Genomic DNA, 17998 nt, shown 5'->3' on the forward strand with positions numbered 1-17998 from the left:
AACACCCCTAATTCACAATATGTGTACCTGCTTGCTCATTCATTGCTTCTTTCAAGCTTTCAGGATTCGTAATAATTACTCTTTTTCCATTATTTTGTAAGAAACTTAAACTAGCCTCAATTTTTGGTAACATACTTCCTGGGGGAAAATGATTTTCAAGGACATATTGTTTTGTCTCTTCTACTGTAATTTTTTCAAGTGCTTTTTGATTTGGTTTACCAAAATTGATACATACCCTTGGAACTCCAGTTGTGACAATTAACGTCTCCGCATGAATTTGTTCTGCTAAAAGGCTTGTAGCAAAATCTTTATCAATTACTGCGTCAATACCTTCGTATGTTTTATCATCTTTTTTCACGACCGGTATTCCACCGCCACCTACTGCAATTACCACGTAACCATCTTCAATTAATGAATAAATTACCTCTTTTTCAACGATATCAGTTGGTCTCGGTGATGGAACTACTCTTCTATATCCGCGACCAGAATCTTCAACAAAAACCCAGTTTGGATGATCCTTTTTCATTTCTTCAGATTGTTCTAATGTAAAGAATGAGCCAACAGGTTTCGTAGGATTTTTGAAATTAGGATCATCTGCACTTACTTCAACTTGTGTTATAACAGTAGCTACTTTCTTATTGATCCCTCTTTTTGCGAATTCGTTCGTTAACGCCTGTTGTATTTGGTATCCAATACCACCTTGTGTATCTGCTACGTTGTTAACAAGAGGAACCGTTGGCATACCTGCTACCTCACTAGCAATCTCAGATCTTTGTAAAGCAAATCCAACTTGTGGACCATTACCATGAGTTACGACAATTTCATAGCCTTCTTCTACCATATCTGCGATGTTGACAACCGTTTCTTGAACGGCTTCATATTGGTCTTGGGTTGTGTTGCGGCCATTTTCTCTAACTAGAGCATTGCCTCCGATCGCAACGATCACTAATTTCCCCATTATTTACCCCCTAAATGTTTAAATTCTTTAATACTTAGCAAATTGAGAGATTGCTCTTTATGAAGATGATATAAAGAATTAGTTGGATCATTTTCAATAGCATTTTCAATTGCTTCTACAGCTTCTTCATGTCTCTCTAGCGATCTAAGACTATTCGCTTTATGAAACGAAAAATCATATCGATTTGGTTGTAGTGCAAGAAGTTTATTCATTTCTTGTACAGCTTCTTCATGTCTTCCAAGTTCTCTTAAATAATTTGATTTATGGTAAAGATAGAAAGTTTCGCTAGGATCGAGTTGGACAGCTTTATCATATTCGCCTAAAGCTTCATTCGGTTTATTCATTAATCTTAAGCAATTTGCAGTGTAAAAATAAAAATCAAGATTTTTTGGATCAAGAGCTAGGACATTGTTGTATTGTTCAAGTGCTTCTTCGTATCGTTTTAATTCTTGTAAGAAATACCCTTTGTAGTAGAGTAAATCAAAGTTTTTACTGTCTAATTCAAGCGCACTATTTATTTCTAAAATGGCTTCCTCATATCGATTTGCCTTTGCCAGTACTTTTGCTTTCTTAATCGACTCATTCGTTTCGACGTATTCTTTATTAAGAATTTTTACAACCTTTTGCTGATTCAGGTCAATAGCATGTTGTAAAGATGATTTTCCGTCTCGATCTGCTAAGTTACAATCTGCACCAGCATCAACAAGTAATTCGATTACGTCAGAATATAAACGGCCTCCATTACCTAAAATAACTGCCTCAAGTAATGCCGACCAGCCTAATTTATTGGCATGATTAACAGGAACTCCTGCATCTAAACAAATTTGTACAGTCTTTAAGTAGCCTTTTTCACTGGATGGTAATAAAGCAGTTCCACCAAATCGATTTACGCTATTTAAATCTGCCCCATACTTTAACATCATGCTTACTATTTCATGGAATCCATTTGCTCCAGAACAAATAAAAGGTGTTAATTGGGTGATATCTCTCGTATTAACGTCACTACCAGCTTCCAATAACCGTTTTACAATTTCGATCTGATTTTTTTGGGTAGCCGCCATTAATGCTGTACGACCATCAGAATCCTTATACTCAACACTTACTCCTTTGGATAAAAGCAGTTCGACTGCCTCTAAATCTCCTCGTTGACTTGCGAGAATTAATTCTGAATTTAAGGATTGATTTTCCATAACATTTCTCTCCCTCTGTTGTTTTCTTATATGAAATGGATGGCAACATTTAAAATCCAAGGATTGAATTTTAGGGCCTGACACTTATTTTTTTGGTCAGACCCTAAGAATTAACTAAGACAATCTGCATGGACTACTCCCCTAAAGACAACAGTTGGAGAGTTGTTTAAAATTCGAATGATTCAAAGTACGTTTTCGTAAAATCACTCGAATAACAGGTTATTATTGGATGTTTTCACTTAAAGTTAATAAAGCCTTTTCAAACGCTTCAACTGGTGGATACGTGATCCCTGCACCAATCATGCCAATACCTGCTTCCTTATGTGCAATAGCCGTGTTGATGACTGGCATAATACCTGTTTGAATTACTTTTCTTACATCTATTCCTGTTGAGATCCCCATGAAATCTAATAAAGGAATCGTTACATTTGGATTTTCATCCGTTGTGATTTCTTTCATTTTTGTAGAAAAGCCAATTGCTTCATCAACTGTTCCACCTACTAGTGCGACAATCGCAGGAGCTGTCGCCATCGCAAAACCACCGATTCCGTATGTTTCTGTAATCGCACTATCTCCAATATCTAAACCTGAATCTTCTGGTTTGTATCCTGCAAACATTGGTCCTACAACCTTTTGTGCTGGTCCAGTAAACCAAGTGTTTCCAGGCATACCACTTACACGAATACCGAATTCTACCCCATTACGTGCCATCGTTGTGACAATCGTACTATTTTCAATACCATGAGCAGCATCAAGAGCACATTTACAAAGCGCCATCCAAGTTGGACCTGAGAAATAATCACTGCTAGCAACGAAATCAAATACTTCACGCTTTTGTTCTGTTGTAAAATCTGTTTCCAAAATATATGGCGTCAAAGCTTGAATTAACAAAGCTGTACCTGCATTGTTTCGATTATGACACTCATCTCCCATATGAAGAGCTTGTGCAAGCATTAATCGTAAATCAATTCCATTTTTATTTAATTTCATCGCATCTCTTAAAATAGGTCCAAATACATCGCGCATCCAGATTAAACGATCAACAACACTTTGATCATTTGCACCCATTCTTAAGATTTTTGCCATCTGTTCACTTAAGTTTGTATAAGCGATATTTCCGTATGTTTTATTCTCAACAATGTGCATGAACATGGAAGCGGATGTTACACCGGCCATAGAACCTACACAATTGTGTTCATGGCATGGTGAGAAAGTAATTGCACCTGAAGCTGCAACTTCGTAAGCTTCCTCTAAATCTTTTGCTAATCCTTCATACACAATTGCTCCTGTAACCGCCCCTTTCATCGGGCCGCTCATCTTATCCCAAGTAATTGGTGGACCAGCATGAAGAATCGTATGCTTTGTCATTCCTGGAACACAATTAATTGCTTGGTCGAAGCCAATTAATACTGGTTGTGAATTAATAATACGTTCTACTGCTAATTTATTTGCTGCTTCAATTTTTTCCATTACGCTTGGATCTTCTAATTTATCTAAAGCTGCAATTAGTTGAGGGTTTCCTCCACCTGGTGGTGTCCATTCTAAATGAGTTGCACTAGCATTTTGCTTTAAAATATCATCTTTAAAAAATTCAATTCCAACGTTTATAGCAGAAATTTTACTATTAAAAAGTTCGTTAATTTTATTCATGACTATTCTCCTTTCACTACGAATTCTCTTGCTAACAACCCAGCGTTAGTACTGCTACTAGCGTGTGTAACCCCTGCAGCTAATAACTTGTTCACTTGTTCATCGAAGTTTTGAGGGTCTAAATCTGTTCCAAGTACGTATCCAATAATCTCTAAGTGTCTACCTTCTTTTTCAGCTAAGTCCTTCGCTTCGATTATTGCAGGAAGCATTACGCCAACTGGATCCTCGTGAGAACCATAGCCTAAAACAAAGTCCATTACGATAACACCAACTGATGGATCCTTCGCTTCTTGTAAAAATCTAGCGATACGAGTGGACGGATCAATCATTGGATGAGGTTTTCCTTGTGTAAAATCATCATCACCTAAGTCAATAAAAGTATGTTCCTGACTAACATTAATGTCTTTTAAAAGGTAATCAGGATTTTTTTGGATATTGCTATATACATTGTCAAATTTATCAATCGCTGCATACATCGCTTCGTCACATAATGTACCGCCACAAAATAATCCACGAATATATTTTTGTTCTGGCGTTAATTTTGCACGAACCTCTTCAATTAGAGGAATATTTAAAGCACGTTTGTTCAAACTGCTTTCATCAGCTCCAGCTAAAAGTACTGCCTTAAGCGCTGCTTCTTTAGACATTTTCGCAAAATGTCCTCCAGCTTGAACTACTTTTTCTTCATCTCCACCAATGAACCAAACGACAACTGGCTTTTTGCATTGCTTAATTTGGGCTAACACTTTCTCTTCTACACTTGGTGCTGGTGGCTTAGAAACTAGTACGATTACTTTAGTAGACTCATCTTCGTCTAACGCTTTAATCGCATCTAACATCATAATTCCGCCAACTTCTTCGCTTAAATCACGACCACCAGTTCCAATTAACTGGGTAATTCCACCACCGAAATCATGGATTCGAACACTAACCTCTTGACTACCAGTTCCAGATGCACCGACGATTCCGATATTTCCTTTTCTTACAGCATTAGAGAATGCTAATCCCACATTACTAATAATCGCTGTTCCACAATCAGGACCCATCATTAATAAACCTTTTTCATGAGCAAGCTTTTTCAATTCGATTTCTTCTTCAACGCTTACATTATCGCTAAATAGCATGACATGTAGATCATTTTCAAGTGCTTTTCTTGCTTCTCTAGCAGCAAATGCACCATTAACAGAAATCACTGCTAGATTTGCTTCGGGAATACTTGTTGCAGCAGAAGTAATCGTTGAATAAATGATCTCGCTTTTCGATTTTGATGTATTTTTTTTCGTTAATAATTCTTCAATTTCCACGAAAGCGTTTTCACACAATTCGTCAGTTTCAGCTTTTACAACAATGATCAAATCACTGTTTTTTGCTTCTTCAACTTCAGGAGTATTCAGACCTACATTTTTAATTACTCCTTTATTCATTTCAGTACCCATCGCAATGATCGCTTGGTCAATACCTTCTATTTGGTTCGCTTTCGTTGATAAAGACATTAAAGATACTGAATCAAAAAATGTATTTGGCTTTACCACAACTTGTACAGTCATACTCTACCTCCAACTTTCATTTTTGCTTCTAACCCACAGATAAGTCCTAAGGCTATATCTGTTCCGGATGAAGACCCGATATTTAATACTTTAGTTAATGCGAGAATCAAATCTCTTTCTGTTCCGTTTAGTAAGGAATGAATTAAAAGAATAATAGACTCTCTCACTTTACCGATTGATGCTTTTTTAATAGCCATATAACTTATTTCATTTGTTAAGCTTTTCGCTTTTTTAACCACTTCTTCACAAAATGCTTTATGTGAAAAGCAAGGGCTCGTATTAAAAATGGTTAATAATCCAACTAGAAAATCATCACCAGATGGAGTTAAGCCAGGACCGAGGCCAATTAGTGAAACGGCATGCTGTAAGGTACTAGTCGTCTGGTTGTTTACTAAATCATTCATTAGCAAACCCGTTCTTTCTTGAAGCAGTTTCGACATTTGCTTTTCAAAAGAAGTCTGAAAAATAGATGCTTCTTTTATTCCGCCGCTTTTACCATGGTGGTCGATGAAATTCTTCATGAATTCGAAATTACCTTTCAAACCTTCGATATTATCTGGTAATAACGGAAGGATGCTCTCCCATTGTTCAACATTCACAATGTGGATCGATAATTTATTAGCGATGTGTAGAATTTGATTTTCTACATAAACAGTGTCGTTTATTTCTAAATCCAGCTTGTCAAAACATTCGACATCAATAACTAGTGTATTTGGCCCGTTATCAATTTCGTTGCATGCGACGGTGTACAATTCACCATCTTCTATGCAATGAAAATTGAATGTCCGTTTAAATAAACTGTGAACAAAACCACTCATATTTGAATTTTTAATTTTTTGGATAAAATCGACATCGCCAGATTTTGCTGTAAATATCATTGAAGTCACCCCATCATTCTGGAAGAAATCTTATTTTCAAACCTGTACACCACTCTTCATTTCTTGTAAAATCCATAAGCGGCTTGCATATGATAAAATTCGCTAAATTGTTACAAAATAAGCTAGAAAAAAAACATCTTTTAGTCAATTTGTAGTAATTTGATTATTAAACTTCTTTGCTTTTTAGAAAAAAAAACAAAGATTTTCTACAAAATAATTGACGATTAGCTAACCTTACGTGATTATTTTAGTATGCAAACCTCATATCGTCATCGTTTAGAAAAACCAAAAAACAAGGATGTCATTTAGGCATATTGCACAAATATATGTGAGTAAATTTTGTCGAAGGAGTTGAAAAAAGATGTTGACAATAAAAAATCTATTAGAGATAAAAGCACTTGCTGGAATTAAAATTGTTGGAGGAGAAAAGGGCATTAATAACGTTATTTCTCTCGTTAATATTATGGAAAACCCTGATGCGTTTGACTGGTTGTCGTCGAATGAATTACTTCTATCAACTGGTTATATATTTAAAGATCAGGAAGAACTTCAAAATAAAATTATTAAAGAGTTATCAGAAATAAACTGTTCTGGGCTCATTATTAAAATGAAACGATACTTTGATCAAATTCCCCAAAATATGATTGATCAAGCAAATAAGTATGGTTTACCTCTTTTAGAGCTACCATTCGAATATACATTATCAAATGTAATATCGATTATTAATGAAAAAGCATCAGGTAGATATGATTTGTTGAATCGAAAAACGTTAGACATGCATAATACACTCTTTAGTATTGCGTTAGAAGGTGGAGGAATTAACAGAATTGCTTCTACATTGTCTGAAACTGTAAACAATCCAATTCTGATTGTAGACGAAAATTGGGATTTGATTCACTCCTCAGAACACAAAGATAATCCGATCTATTTAGACTATTGTCTTAATCTCGTAAAAGATCGCCAAGTGTTCCATAAAGAGTTTATCGATTCAATTCCGCATAGTATTAGTCAAATGAAAAAGCTAATAAAACGGATCTATTATCTAGAGGATTTAGAAATTAAATGTAGAATCCTGCCTATTGGGGTTGCTAATGATATTTTTGGATATATCGTTGTTTGGCAAACTGTACATGAATTAACAGAATTTGACTATATTGCTTTAGAGCAGGCATCTACGATTATAGCGCTTGAGATGATCAAGCAAAGAGAAATAGAAGGTGTGAAACAAAAAATTAGAAATGATTTCTTTGATGATTTATTAAATGGAAAAATAACATCAAAAGAATCGATTAAAACTCTTAGCGACTTACATGGACTAAATCCAAACTATATGTATTACTGTATGGTAATTAATATAGAATCTGATGAACTCACAAAAATTGAAGACATGGTTGACAGAAGATATAAACTAGAAAATACAGCAAGAAAATGTGTGGATCTTGTTTATGAGAATTCGAGTCTTACAAATGGAGAAATTACATGCTTTCATCGAAATAACCGAATCATTATTTTGATTGGACAAAGCGAATACAAACCTTCTATTTCCTTAAATGAAGCAAAATTATATGCTAATTCTATTCTGGAAGTCCTTCATAAAAACATTAACAAAACGACTTTTTTAATTGGAATAGGTCGCCAGTTTAAGACGATTAGTTCACTTCACAAAAGTTTTTCCGAAGCTCATGAAGCCATTAGACTAATGCAAAAATTTGATAAAAATGAAGGAATATCCCATTTTGAGGATTATGCTGTTTATCACTTTCTAGATTCAAATATAAAAGATTTGCAGTTAGAAAATTTTTTTATGAAATCACTGGGAAAGGTACTAGAACATGATAATCTTCACGAAACTGGTTATATTCAAACACTAGAAAACTATTTCAATCACAACCAAAATTTAAGTGAAACAGCAAAGGCAATGTTTTTGCATAGAAACACTCTTATTTACAGAATTGAAAAAATCAAGGAAATCTTAAATACAGATTTAAAGAATCCAGATGATTTGCTTCAAATACAGTTAGCTTTAAAAATTTATCAACTTTTACAAAAAAATCTTCCACATATTAACAATGACATATAATTTATTTTAAAACTTTTAGTTGGACGTGAACGTATGAAAAAAACAGTTATTTACAAAAAAAATGATCAATTTTCACTTAAGGCAGACTTTTATGAAACGAATCGTGAAAACGCTCCTGTGGTTATTTATATCCATGGAGGCGGCCTTATTTGGGGAACAAGAGAAGACATTGCAAATGAAATGATACAGCTATACACAAGCAACGGGTTTTCGGTGTTTTCGATCGATTATAGGCTTGCACCGGAATCTAAACTACCAGACATACTTGAAGATATTCAAGATGCACTGCTTTGGATTGTAACTGAAGGACCAAATCATTTTTCGATCGATCCAAAAAAAATCGCTGTAATAGGAGGTTCTGCTGGTGGTTTTCTTGCCCTTTGCACTGGAACATTTAAACTTAAGCCGCGTGCAATCGTTTCTTTCTATGGGTATGGAGATATTAGTGCTAGTTGGGCGACAAATCCAAGCTCTCATTATTTGCAATATGATTTAGTTCCGAATGACATTGCTGCAATGCTTCAATCTAATAGGGTCATCTCAGAAGGTTCGATTGAAAAGCGCTTTTTAATCTATTTACATGCAAGACAACAAGGAGTTTGGGTTCAAAAATTAACAGCGGTTGATCTAAATACAAATAGAAATCAACTTCTTAATTTTTGTCCCATTAATCACATCACAAAAGATTACCCACCTACTTTTTTTTTACACGGCACGAATGATAAAGATGTTCCGTACGAACAATCTGTATTCATGAGAGGTGCCCTTTTAAAAAATGGAGTGAAAACAAAGCTCATTACTATTCCAAACGGAGAACACGTATTTGAAAAAGATTTCCATCTCCCAATCGTTCAAGATGCATTAAAACAGATGATTGAATTTCTCAAACTGACTTTACTAGAAAAAGCTCAATAAGAGTCCTAAGTTTACTTTCGGGCATTAAAACGTAAAAAGGATGTCTCATTGTCAAAAAATTCGACTATGAGGCACCTCTTTTCTTTACTCATGCGATTGAAATTCCATAAGAACGGGCAATTTTCCCATTCGAAATTGGAGAATTTGCAATAATGACTGTTGTCCCTACGTTAACTTGTTCAAAAAGCCATTGGATTTCACTATTATGCATTCGAACACAGCCTGAACTTACTGATTGTCCAATTGAAGTTTCTTTATTGTTTCCGTGAATACCATATGCAGCACCAACGCTTAATCCTAGCCAGCGGTTACCAAGTGGATTCCTAGGATCGCCTCCAGGGATATTTCCCTTGTACCATGGGCGGTTTTTCACTTTGTTTGAGATTACAAATTTCCCAGTAGGTGTAGGTGTTGATGACTTACCTGTTGCAACAGTAAAGGTTTTTACAAGGTTACCATTACGATAGAAAGTTAGTTTATTCGTCTTTGAATTGATAATAATCAATTGGCCAGTTGATAACGATGGATTATTTTTAATCGTACTTACCTCTGGTGTAATATAATGTGATACGCGCAAAGTAAATGGTTTACTCTGATTGTTACTTTGATCCAAAACGATTACCTTGAGAATTGAATTTGCTTTTTGTTTACTAATTTTAACAGTGAACTTTCCAGTTGAGCTAACTGTATTATTACCGATTAGATTTTCATTCATATATACTTTAACAGTTGCGAAAGGCTCAGATCTTCCTGTTACATTCTGTGATTGATCAGTTATAGTAGAAAGAGAAGTAATGGATGGTGCAATCGAATCTTTTACAATTACAGTAATTGGTTTACTTTTTATTCCTTCACTAACCCCAATGATGCTTATTTTAGTAAATTCTTTCAATGGTTTAATAGCATCATTAAATTCACCTTTATCATTTGTTATCACGGTATTAATTAATCTAGAATCTTCATATATTTCAACCTGACTATTCGAAAGAAATAACCCCTTTATAGTTGTTGATTGATTTGTTACTTGATCAATAGTTGGTGTCGGTAAATCTAAAATTGTGAAACTGATTTTTTTATCAGGTATTACTAGATTTTGATGATCAAATCTAATTGAATCAAGTTTATATTCCCCTCTTATAAATGAACTTGTAATCTTCATTTTTCCAGAAAAAGAGTTCTTAGATGTTTTTATTAAAGAAATATCTTTTCGATTTGTACCATTTAAAAATGATAATGAAACTTTTTCACCTCTTTTTTTCGTTGTTAAACCAATCTCAATTGTCTGACCATATGTAGACTTTGTCGTGCTTAAGTTCACATGATCTATATAATTAGAGAACTCATTATTGTTAAAATTAAGCTTAAATGTAGTGGCATTCGCTTTCTGTATGAGGATGAGAATTAATAACATTCCCAGAAGCATCCATATAATTTTGTTAGGCATTAGCTCTCTCCTTATTTATATTAAATTACTTAACTAAAAGCATTTTAAGATTCCAAAATTCACTTTTGTTAAGTGTAGAAACGTAAAATTTCAGCAATTTATATTTTCATGTATCACACTGCTGAAAACTTATATATGTATCATAGTTTTTAAATGTATCAATTTTTGTCATCGGTTGTTTCAAAGTTGTAAACATTTCGCATTTGGCTTAAAAGAAAATTAAAAATAAAAAAGCCCAGAAAAGATTCTTGGCTTTTTTATTGACGTATTCTTTTTTGGGGGGCATATGTAAAAAAGAAACATTATTAAGTCTTTTCTTTTTTTTACAAGTTACTTACTATAAATGGGATCGTGATTACTGTTATTAACATTAAAATCCAATTGTGTTTTTTAAGTTTATCTTCAAATTTTTGCATCTCATCTGCTGAAATTGTTTTAATGGGCTTCAATTAATCCGCCTTCTTTCTGTTTAATTAATATTTAAGGATAAAGTGATTATAATCTATTGATGTGAACTTAATGTGAATTTGTGATAATTTTTTTAATATTAATTTACTTCTTTTATCTGTTCCCACATAAAGAATGTGAGGAATGATAAAAAACCTGTTGCCTCTTTAGTGGGCATCAGGTTTTTTGATTCTATATAATGATCAATCTCTGACTAAATCATATTTTCTGGTTTTATCATTCGATCGAATTCTTCTTCCGATAAATAACCGGTTTTTAATGCAGCTTCTTTAAGTGTCAAATTTTCGTTATATGCTAACTTCGCTATTGTTGCTGCTTTTTCATAACCAATATGAGGATTTAATGCAGTTACGAGCATAAGTGATCGATTTAGATTTTGTTCAATCACTTCTATATTTGCTTCTATGCCTTTTGCACAATGATCGTCAAATGAACTGATTACGTCTGAAAGTAATTTAACTGACTGTAGAAAATTATAAATAATGACTGGTTTGAACACATTCAATTCAAAGTTTCCTTGACTAGCAGCAAAGCTTATTGTCACATCATTTCCCATAATTTGAGTTACAACCATTGTTAGCGCTTCAGATTGGGTTGGATTTACTTTTCCTGGCATAATTGAACTTCCAGGTTCGTTTGATGGAATAGTTATTTCACCTATACCACTTCTAGGACCGCTTGCCATCCAGCGGACATCATTCGCAATTTTCATTAAATCTGCCGCCAATGCTTTTAAAGCACCATGAGTATAAACGATCTCATCATGACTAGTTAATGCTTGGAATTTATTTTCAGCAGAAATAAAATGAATTCCAGTTAGCGAACTAATTTCCTCAGCCATCATCTTTCCAAAATCCGGATGAGCATTGATTCCTGTACCAACAGCAGTCCCACCAATAGCTAACTCTGCAATAAATTTCAAACTATCTACGATCATTTTTTCACTTTTTTCAAGCATACGATACCAACCACTTATTTCTTGACCTAGAGTTATTGGTGTTGCATCTTGCAAATGTGTTCGGCCTATTTTAATAATCTGTTTAAATTTATTCATCTTTTCATTAAATGTAATTTGTAAGTTTTTTAATGCAGGAAGCAACTGTTCATTTACTGCAAGTGCACTTGAAATATGCATTGCTGTAGGGAAGGTATCATTCGAACTTTGAGACATATTAACATCATCATTTGGATGAATATTTTTATTGTTTCCTTTTTCTGCTAAAAGCTCGTTCCCACGGTGAGCGATCACTTCATTAACATTCATATTTGTTTGTGTACCACTTCCCGTTTGCCAAACAACAAGTGGAAAATGATTGTCAAGCTTACCTTTTAATATGTCATCTGCGGCACCAATGATTGCATCTGCTTTTTCACTATCCAATTTTCCTAGTTTTTTATTTGTAATTGCTGCACTCTTTTTAATTAGAGCTAAAGCATAAATTAATTGAATAGGCATTTTTTCAGTACCAATTTTAAAATTCTCAAAACTTCGCTGCGTTTGAGCTCCCCATAGTTTATTTACGGGTACTTTTATTTCACCAATTGAATCTTTTTCAATTCGATAATCCAATTTTTTACCTCCTAGTTTATAATCAGTAAATCATATGTAAAAAGATGGATTCCAAGTAATCATTTTGACAATGGTTACAGTAATGTTATGTAAGAATCGAATGATTTTTACTATTATTCGAAAGTATTAAGATGTAAAGTTGACTTCAATTTAGAAATTTACCTTTTAAATTTTAGTGAATTTAAAACTTTAATTAACTATATAAATTATGTATTTTAAAATATAAGTAAAAGCTAATCGAAAAAATCTCGATTAGCTTACTCATAATTATTGATTTACTTTTTTTACCATTTCAGCTATTGTAACTGTACGTTTTGACTGATGTTTTACAGCGGCTTCTACATCCTCAATCATTTTTCCATCTTGACCAACAGTAACACTAGTTCCATATGGATTTCCACCTGCTCCAAATGTTACTGGATCTGTATATCCAGGAGTAGCTACAATTGCACCCCAATGATACATAGTTGTATAAATCGATAGAATTGTTGCTTCTTGGCCTCCATGAGGATTTTGAGCAGAAGTCATTGCACTAACCACTTTATTTACAAGTTTTCCATTAAACCATAGACCACCAGTTGTGTCTAAAAACTGTTTCATTTGTGCTGGCATACCACCGAATCGTGTAGGTACACTAAAAATAATTGCATCTGCCCATTCTAAATCTGCTAAAGTAACTTCCGGAACTTCCTTTGTAGCTTCTAAATGTCCTTTCCAAACCGGATTACCTTCGATCACTGATTGTGGGGCAAGTTCCGGTACTTTAAGCACCTTTACTTCTGCTCCAAGTTCTTTCGCTCCATCTTCAGCCCATTTTGAAAGCTGATAATTTGTTCCACCCATACTATAATAAATCACTGCTAATTTTACATTTGTCATCTTTTCCGTCTCCTTACCAAATAATTTGGATAAAAATCCCATTTAGTACACCACCTATTATTACTCTTTTTTATAATCTAGATTCATTTTTAAATAAAATATAATTAATTTGATTTATTTTTGTAAAATCAATGTTGCTACTGAGTTAAATTAGAATAAAAATGCATCTAAAGCATATTTACCAGGACCGATTAAAGCTATACCAATCGCAACTGATAGCAATGTTAAGTTGTATTCATATCCGTTAGCTGTTACCCATAAACCATTTGGCCCATGAACTTTAATAATTGCCATCACCATTGTTCCAGCAATCATGATTCCTGCAAGTGGAGTTAATAATCCTAAAGCCAACAATAATCCACCAATTAATTCTGCTAAACCTGCGAAAAGTGCAACAACTACCCCCGGTTTCATGCCAATTGATTCAAACCATCCTCCTGTACCTTTTAAACCATGACCACCGAACCAACCAAATAATTTTTGAGCACCATGACCCACAAAAAGTAAACCGATTACTAAACGAATAATTAATAAACCAATATTTATCATATTAAAATCCTCCTATTTTTATCTCTAATTCGAGATATTATATTAAAAAAATGATAGCTTAAACACATTATTACTTACTTTTTTAAGTTGCACTATCTTTAGCTCATCAGAATAAATGAATCAAAAAATTTTTGAGTAGACTCATCCTATATTCAATAAAATCCCTTAAACTGTTAATGTCACATGTATTACACAATTGACTTTAAGAACAGTAATTACTTATAATAAACCTCTTTGTCTTTATTATTTATGTGCACCTCCTGAAATTTGTTTCGAATTAAAATATCTTGAATCTGAGATAATAATAATACGTATAAACTTGATTGTCAATATGATTAATCTAATTTGAACTATATAAAATTATTTATTTTATGAAATGAACTCAAGTTTACCTATTTTTAGTTTTCTTATTTCATTTCTTAATACAATGAACTGATACATATTAAGGAAATCGCTTTGTTCTCCCCTTTTCTATAAATAACTATTTTTGTACAAGTTTAGAGTGATCATTCTAGGTTCTTTCTAAAATTTTTTTGAATAAATCATTAATAGGTGTTGATTACTTGATGTTTTTAGTTTGATCGCTTAATGATACGTTTTTTGCCGGACGAATTACAATTAGAAGTAATGGGGGTAAATCGCGTTGAAAACAAGTGTATTTTACTACATGAAGGATAGTATAGTTCAATGACCTTTCAAATGTGGAGTCCATTCCATTTTTTATTTATGGCAAGTCCATTTCTATTTGTCACTTTGTTTTATTTTCTATTTAGGCGCTGTAACCATCAGACGTTACGTTTGATTGGGATGGGGTTCTCTTTTATTGGGATCGCTCTTTTAGTTGGTCGGAATATAGAAATTTATCACAAAATGAATCAGATCTCACCTGAAGAAATCCCATTACAAATTTGTCATTTCGCTAATTTTATTTTATTTTTTGCTTTTTTATTTGAAAGTGAATTGCTATTTTCAATTGCATTTTGTTTCAACTTTCCCGCTGCTTTAGTAAGCATAATATTTGCTAACGGTCTTTCAAACTATCATACTCTCCTTACATGGCAAGGAATGGCGTATCTTTGGGGGCATATGCTAATCGTAGGAATTGTTTTGTGGGCGTTCTTCAATAATATGGTTGTAATTAATTTAAAAATTTTGCGAAAAACAATGACGCTCATCATTGCATTGTACATTTTATCAATCTTTGTAAATAATTTGTTTATGAAATGGATGGAGCCTTTTACATCTAATTACTTTTACACAATGGCTCCAGAAAAAGGAACACCATTAGAATATTTTTACAATCTAGGTAAAGAAACAACAACTTTCGGACTTCACTATAATCTAGTGTATTTATTGCTCCTACTTCTAGTTGGGCTTTTTGTTGTTTTTTTCTTTTATTTAAACTATCTATTTTTGAATTTATTAAAAAACAGTAAAATGAAGAATCTTAATGAGCAGCTTTATATGAAGTAGGCATAGAATTATGGTCTATTTAAAAAGCAAAAATTTTTGTTGTATTTTTTCACTAATATAAAGCCTCTTACTTATAAGAGGCTTTTAGACTGTTGATAAATAGAAACTACAATTTAACTTAAACGTACTTTTTCAATACAATGGCAGAATTATGACCACCGAAGCCGAATGAGTTTGAAATACCAATGTTTAATTCTTTTTTCCTTGGCCCTTTTGATACATAGTCTAAATCACAAACAGGATCTGGCTTGGTTAAGTTGATTGTAGGAGGAATAATCCCTTCTTGAAGACTTTTTACTAAAGCTATCGCCTCTACTCCTCCTGCTGCGCCAAGCATATGTCCTAGCATTGATTTGTTTGCTGTAACTGGAATATTATAAGCATGTTCGCCAAACAGTTTTTTTATTGCCAGCGTTTCAGAATGATCACCGAGTGGGGTACTTGTTGCATGTGCACTAATGACATCCACATCTTGTAATGCTATTTCCGCTCTATTTAAAGCATTTCTCATCGCTAAAAACGCTCCTCGACCTTCTGGGTGAGTTGCAACCATATGATATGCATCTGAACTTGCTCCATAACCAATTACCTCACATAAGATTGGAGCATTTCTATTTACTGCGTGTTCCAATGATTCTAACACTAAAACCCCCGCACCTTCACTCATTACAAATCCATCTCTATTGGCATCAAAAGGTCGACTTGATGAAGCAGGTTCTGTATTAGTTGATAATGCCTTAGCGTTTCCAAAACTAGCTAAAGATAATTGAGTTATAGCAGCTTCTGTACCACCCGCAAAAATAACATCTGCTTCTCCGTTACGAATTGTATTGAATGCTTCTCCAATTGATGAATTTCCTATAGAACATGCAGTTACTGGTGATAAAGATGGACCAAGTGCACCTAATCTTATACTTATTTGAGCTGCTGCCGCGTTTGATATCATCATCGGTACTAAACTTGGACTAACTCTCCCTGGTCCTCTCTCATTTAATAAATTTACATTTTCGATAAAGGTATTAATCCCACCAATTCCGGATCCTACATATACTCCTAAACGTTCAAGGTCCATTTTTTCTAATTGTAATTGTGAACTTTCCAAAGCTTGTTCAGCGGCTGCTAAGGCAAATTGACAAAAACGATCTAATTTTCTTGCTTCCTTTCTTCCCCATCTTTCTTCGGCATCAAAGTCACGGACAATACCTGCTACTTTCGTTTTAATATTTGATACATCAATCGTATCAATCGTAGTGATACCTGATTTTCCGTTAATTAAGTTATTCCAAACTGTATCTACATCATTTCCTAGAGGAGAGATAACTCCCATTCCTGTAATAACAATTCTTCTCATCATAAGTTCTCCAATCGTTTTTTCTTTATTTTAACGTGTATTTATCCTATTACAAGTTGTAGTTTATCCTAGTATAATTTATACTACGTTCAGAAAGGAGTGTATGAAATGAATCGAGAAACACGACTTGAAGCACTGTCAGAATTTCTAAAAACTCAGCGTTCAAAAATAAATCCGCAAATGGTAGGATTACCAGTTGGTACTCGCAGAAGAACCCCTGGTCTTCGTAGAGAAGAGGTTGCCGGGTTAGCAGGAGTAAGTACCACATGGTATACATGGCTAGAACAAGGAAGAGATATAACGGTATCTAATTCCGTATTAGACGCCATTTCAGATGCATTACAATTAAATAAAGATGAACGAAATTATTTATATGCACTTGCATTACCAGAAGCTGAAAAACGCTCATTTTCAAATGAAGAAGATACAGTCATTAGTCCAGCTTTGACTAAAATATTAAATGAACTTCGGAACTGTCCGATCATAATTTCAGATCGAAGGTGCCATATAGTTGGTTGGAATCCGGCAGCTGCTCACGTATTTTTAGACTTCGAACAAATTCCAAAAGAGGAACGAAATCTTATTCAATTGCTCTTCTCCAGAAAAGAATTTAAAAGTTTAGCAGTGAATTGGGAGCATTTTGTGAAAGGCTTTTTAGCAATTTTCCGCACTTATTACGGACAATATGTAGGGGATCAATGGTACACTTCCTTTATTAATGAGATGGAACAAAATTTCCCAGAATTCCATGAACTCTGGAATGAGAGCGAAGTTAGTTCGGCGCCAGATGTATTAATTGAGTTTCGACACGCAAAAGCAGGAAAAATGCTTTTTAACTTAACATCCTTACAAGTCCAAGGAAACATTGATTTAAGATGTAGTGTTTATACTCCTGTTGAAGATACAAATACAGAATCTAAATTAAGAAAACTGATGGGTAATGAGTAGATTTTTAATGTACAAGAGTTTTGGAGATTTCCAATGTCTTTTTTACTTACTCATGAAGGCCTTATGAGTCACTTTATTTCATATTTTTGTCTTTTTAC

14 protein-coding genes are annotated in these 17998 nt (G+C 33.8%); 4 read left to right on the forward strand and 10 right to left on the reverse strand.

Translation table 11 applies throughout. The annotated features are described in order from the left end of the window. Window positions 1-7: 7 nt before the first annotated feature. The 5 genes from arcC to ACFWM3_RS16545 form a co-directional block, all read right to left on the reverse strand. Window positions 8-958: a carbamate kinase gene (arcC, locus tag ACFWM3_RS16525; protein ID WP_390312142.1), complete on the reverse strand. Its 951-nt coding sequence runs from the start codon at window positions 956-958 to the stop codon at window positions 8-10. Beyond that, entirely contained in the window at window positions 958-2148 is a 1191-nt protein-coding gene (locus tag ACFWM3_RS16530) for an ankyrin repeat domain-containing protein (protein WP_390312143.1), read from the reverse strand. Before ACFWM3_RS16530 ends, arcC begins: the two co-directional genes overlap by 1 nt. Window positions 2149-2370: 222 nt before the next feature. After that, a complete protein-coding gene (locus ACFWM3_RS16535) occupies window positions 2371-3798 on the reverse strand; it encodes a YlbE family protein (protein ID WP_056465702.1) in 1428 nt (475 codons plus the stop codon). Between the two features lie 2 nt (window positions 3799-3800). Then, entirely contained in the window at window positions 3801-5345 is a 1545-nt protein-coding gene (gene fdrA / locus ACFWM3_RS16540; RefSeq protein ID WP_056465704.1) for an acyl-CoA synthetase FdrA, read from the reverse strand. Continuing rightward, entirely contained in the window at window positions 5342-6223 is an 882-nt protein-coding gene (locus ACFWM3_RS16545; protein WP_056465706.1) for an oxamate carbamoyltransferase subunit AllH family protein, read from the reverse strand. Before ACFWM3_RS16545 ends, fdrA begins: the two co-directional genes overlap by 4 nt. 361 nt (window positions 6224-6584) lie before the next feature. Here ACFWM3_RS16545 and ACFWM3_RS16550 point away from each other — a divergent pair, with 361 nt between their 5' ends. Together ACFWM3_RS16550 and ACFWM3_RS16555 are read left to right on the forward strand one after the other, a co-directional pair. Beyond that, entirely contained in the window at window positions 6585-8303 is a 1719-nt protein-coding gene (locus ACFWM3_RS16550) for a PucR family transcriptional regulator (RefSeq protein WP_056465708.1), read from the forward strand. Between the two features lie 33 nt (window positions 8304-8336). Beyond that, window positions 8337-9218, forward strand: a complete 882-nt coding sequence (locus tag ACFWM3_RS16555) for an alpha/beta hydrolase (RefSeq protein WP_390312144.1) — start codon at window positions 8337-8339, stop codon at window positions 9216-9218. A gap of 88 nt (window positions 9219-9306) precedes the next feature. On the opposite strand, the gene ACFWM3_RS16560 is transcribed toward ACFWM3_RS16555, so the two are convergent. From ACFWM3_RS16560 to ACFWM3_RS16575, 4 genes are all read right to left on the reverse strand, one after another. Then, window positions 9307-10662, reverse strand: coding sequence for a L,D-transpeptidase family protein (locus tag ACFWM3_RS16560; RefSeq protein ID WP_390312145.1), 1356 nt, complete (start codon window positions 10660-10662; stop codon window positions 9307-9309). Window positions 10663-11323: 661 nt separating this feature from the next. After that, the gene (fumC, locus tag ACFWM3_RS16565; RefSeq protein WP_390312146.1) at window positions 11324-12700 is read right to left on the reverse strand and encodes a class II fumarate hydratase; all 1377 of its coding nucleotides are present in this window, start codon (window positions 12698-12700) and stop codon (window positions 11324-11326) included. A 267-nt stretch (window positions 12701-12967) separates the two neighbouring features. Next, window positions 12968-13621 (reverse strand): NAD(P)H:quinone oxidoreductase, encoded by a 654-nt coding sequence (gene wrbA, locus ACFWM3_RS16570; protein WP_390312147.1) that lies wholly within the window; start codon window positions 13619-13621, stop codon window positions 12968-12970. Between the two features lie 108 nt (window positions 13622-13729). Continuing rightward, window positions 13730-14128, reverse strand: a complete 399-nt coding sequence (locus tag ACFWM3_RS16575; RefSeq protein WP_390312148.1) for a DoxX family protein — start codon at window positions 14126-14128, stop codon at window positions 13730-13732. Between the two features lie 687 nt (window positions 14129-14815). On the opposite strand from ACFWM3_RS16575, the gene ACFWM3_RS16580 reads away from it, so the two are divergent. Next, window positions 14816-15601 carry a TMEM164 family acyltransferase gene (locus ACFWM3_RS16580; protein ID WP_390312149.1) on the forward strand — a complete coding sequence of 262 codons (786 nt, stop codon included), beginning with the start codon at window positions 14816-14818 and terminating at the stop codon, window positions 15599-15601. A 118-nt stretch (window positions 15602-15719) separates the two neighbouring features. Here ACFWM3_RS16580 and fabF read toward each other — a convergent pair whose 3' ends face one another. Then, window positions 15720-16952 carry a beta-ketoacyl-ACP synthase II gene (gene fabF, locus ACFWM3_RS16585; protein ID WP_056465722.1) on the reverse strand — a complete coding sequence of 411 codons (1233 nt, stop codon included), beginning with the start codon at window positions 16950-16952 and terminating at the stop codon, window positions 15720-15722. A gap of 108 nt (window positions 16953-17060) precedes the next feature. On the opposite strand from fabF, the gene ACFWM3_RS16590 reads away from it, so the two are divergent. Further along, window positions 17061-17900, forward strand: coding sequence for a helix-turn-helix transcriptional regulator (locus ACFWM3_RS16590; protein ID WP_390312151.1), 840 nt, complete (start codon window positions 17061-17063; stop codon window positions 17898-17900). The last annotated feature ends 98 nt before the right edge of the window (window positions 17901-17998 follow it).

Origin of the sequence: Gottfriedia sp. NPDC058432 (assembly GCF_042721555.1) — a bacterium.
Lineage (GTDB): Bacteria > Bacillota > Bacilli > Bacillales > Bacillaceae_G > Gottfriedia.

What these genes read in the sequence shown, in the direction of transcription:
- arcC (WP_390312142.1), bottom strand. Translation starts at nt 958, where the DNA reads ATGGGGAAATTAGTGATCGTTGCGATCGGAGGCAATGCTCTAGTTAGA.
- ACFWM3_RS16530 (WP_390312143.1), bottom strand. Translation starts at nt 2,148, where the DNA reads ATGGAAAATCAATCCTTAAATTCAGAATTAATTCTCGCAAGTCAACGA.
- ACFWM3_RS16535 (WP_056465702.1), bottom strand. Translation starts at nt 3,798, where the DNA reads ATGAATAAAATTAACGAACTTTTTAATAGTAAAATTTCTGCTATAAAC.
- fdrA (WP_056465704.1), bottom strand. Translation starts at nt 5,345, where the DNA reads ATGACTGTACAAGTTGTGGTAAAGCCAAATACATTTTTTGATTCAGTA.
- ACFWM3_RS16545 (WP_056465706.1), bottom strand. Translation starts at nt 6,223, where the DNA reads ATGATATTTACAGCAAAATCTGGCGATGTCGATTTTATCCAAAAAATT.
- ACFWM3_RS16550 (WP_056465708.1), top strand. Translation starts at nt 6,585, where the DNA reads ATGTTGACAATAAAAAATCTATTAGAGATAAAAGCACTTGCTGGAATT.
- ACFWM3_RS16555 (WP_390312144.1), top strand. Translation starts at nt 8,337, where the DNA reads ATGAAAAAAACAGTTATTTACAAAAAAAATGATCAATTTTCACTTAAG.
- ACFWM3_RS16560 (WP_390312145.1), bottom strand. Translation starts at nt 10,662, where the DNA reads ATGCCTAACAAAATTATATGGATGCTTCTGGGAATGTTATTAATTCTC.
- wrbA (WP_390312147.1), bottom strand. Translation starts at nt 13,621, where the DNA reads ATGGGATTTTTATCCAAATTATTTGGTAAGGAGACGGAAAAGATGACA.
- ACFWM3_RS16575 (WP_390312148.1), bottom strand. Translation starts at nt 14,128, where the DNA reads ATGATAAATATTGGTTTATTAATTATTCGTTTAGTAATCGGTTTACTT.
- ACFWM3_RS16580 (WP_390312149.1), top strand. Translation starts at nt 14,816, where the DNA reads ATGACCTTTCAAATGTGGAGTCCATTCCATTTTTTATTTATGGCAAGT.
- fabF (WP_056465722.1), bottom strand. Translation starts at nt 16,952, where the DNA reads ATGAGAAGAATTGTTATTACAGGAATGGGAGTTATCTCTCCTCTAGGA.
- ACFWM3_RS16590 (WP_390312151.1), top strand. Translation starts at nt 17,061, where the DNA reads ATGAATCGAGAAACACGACTTGAAGCACTGTCAGAATTTCTAAAAACT.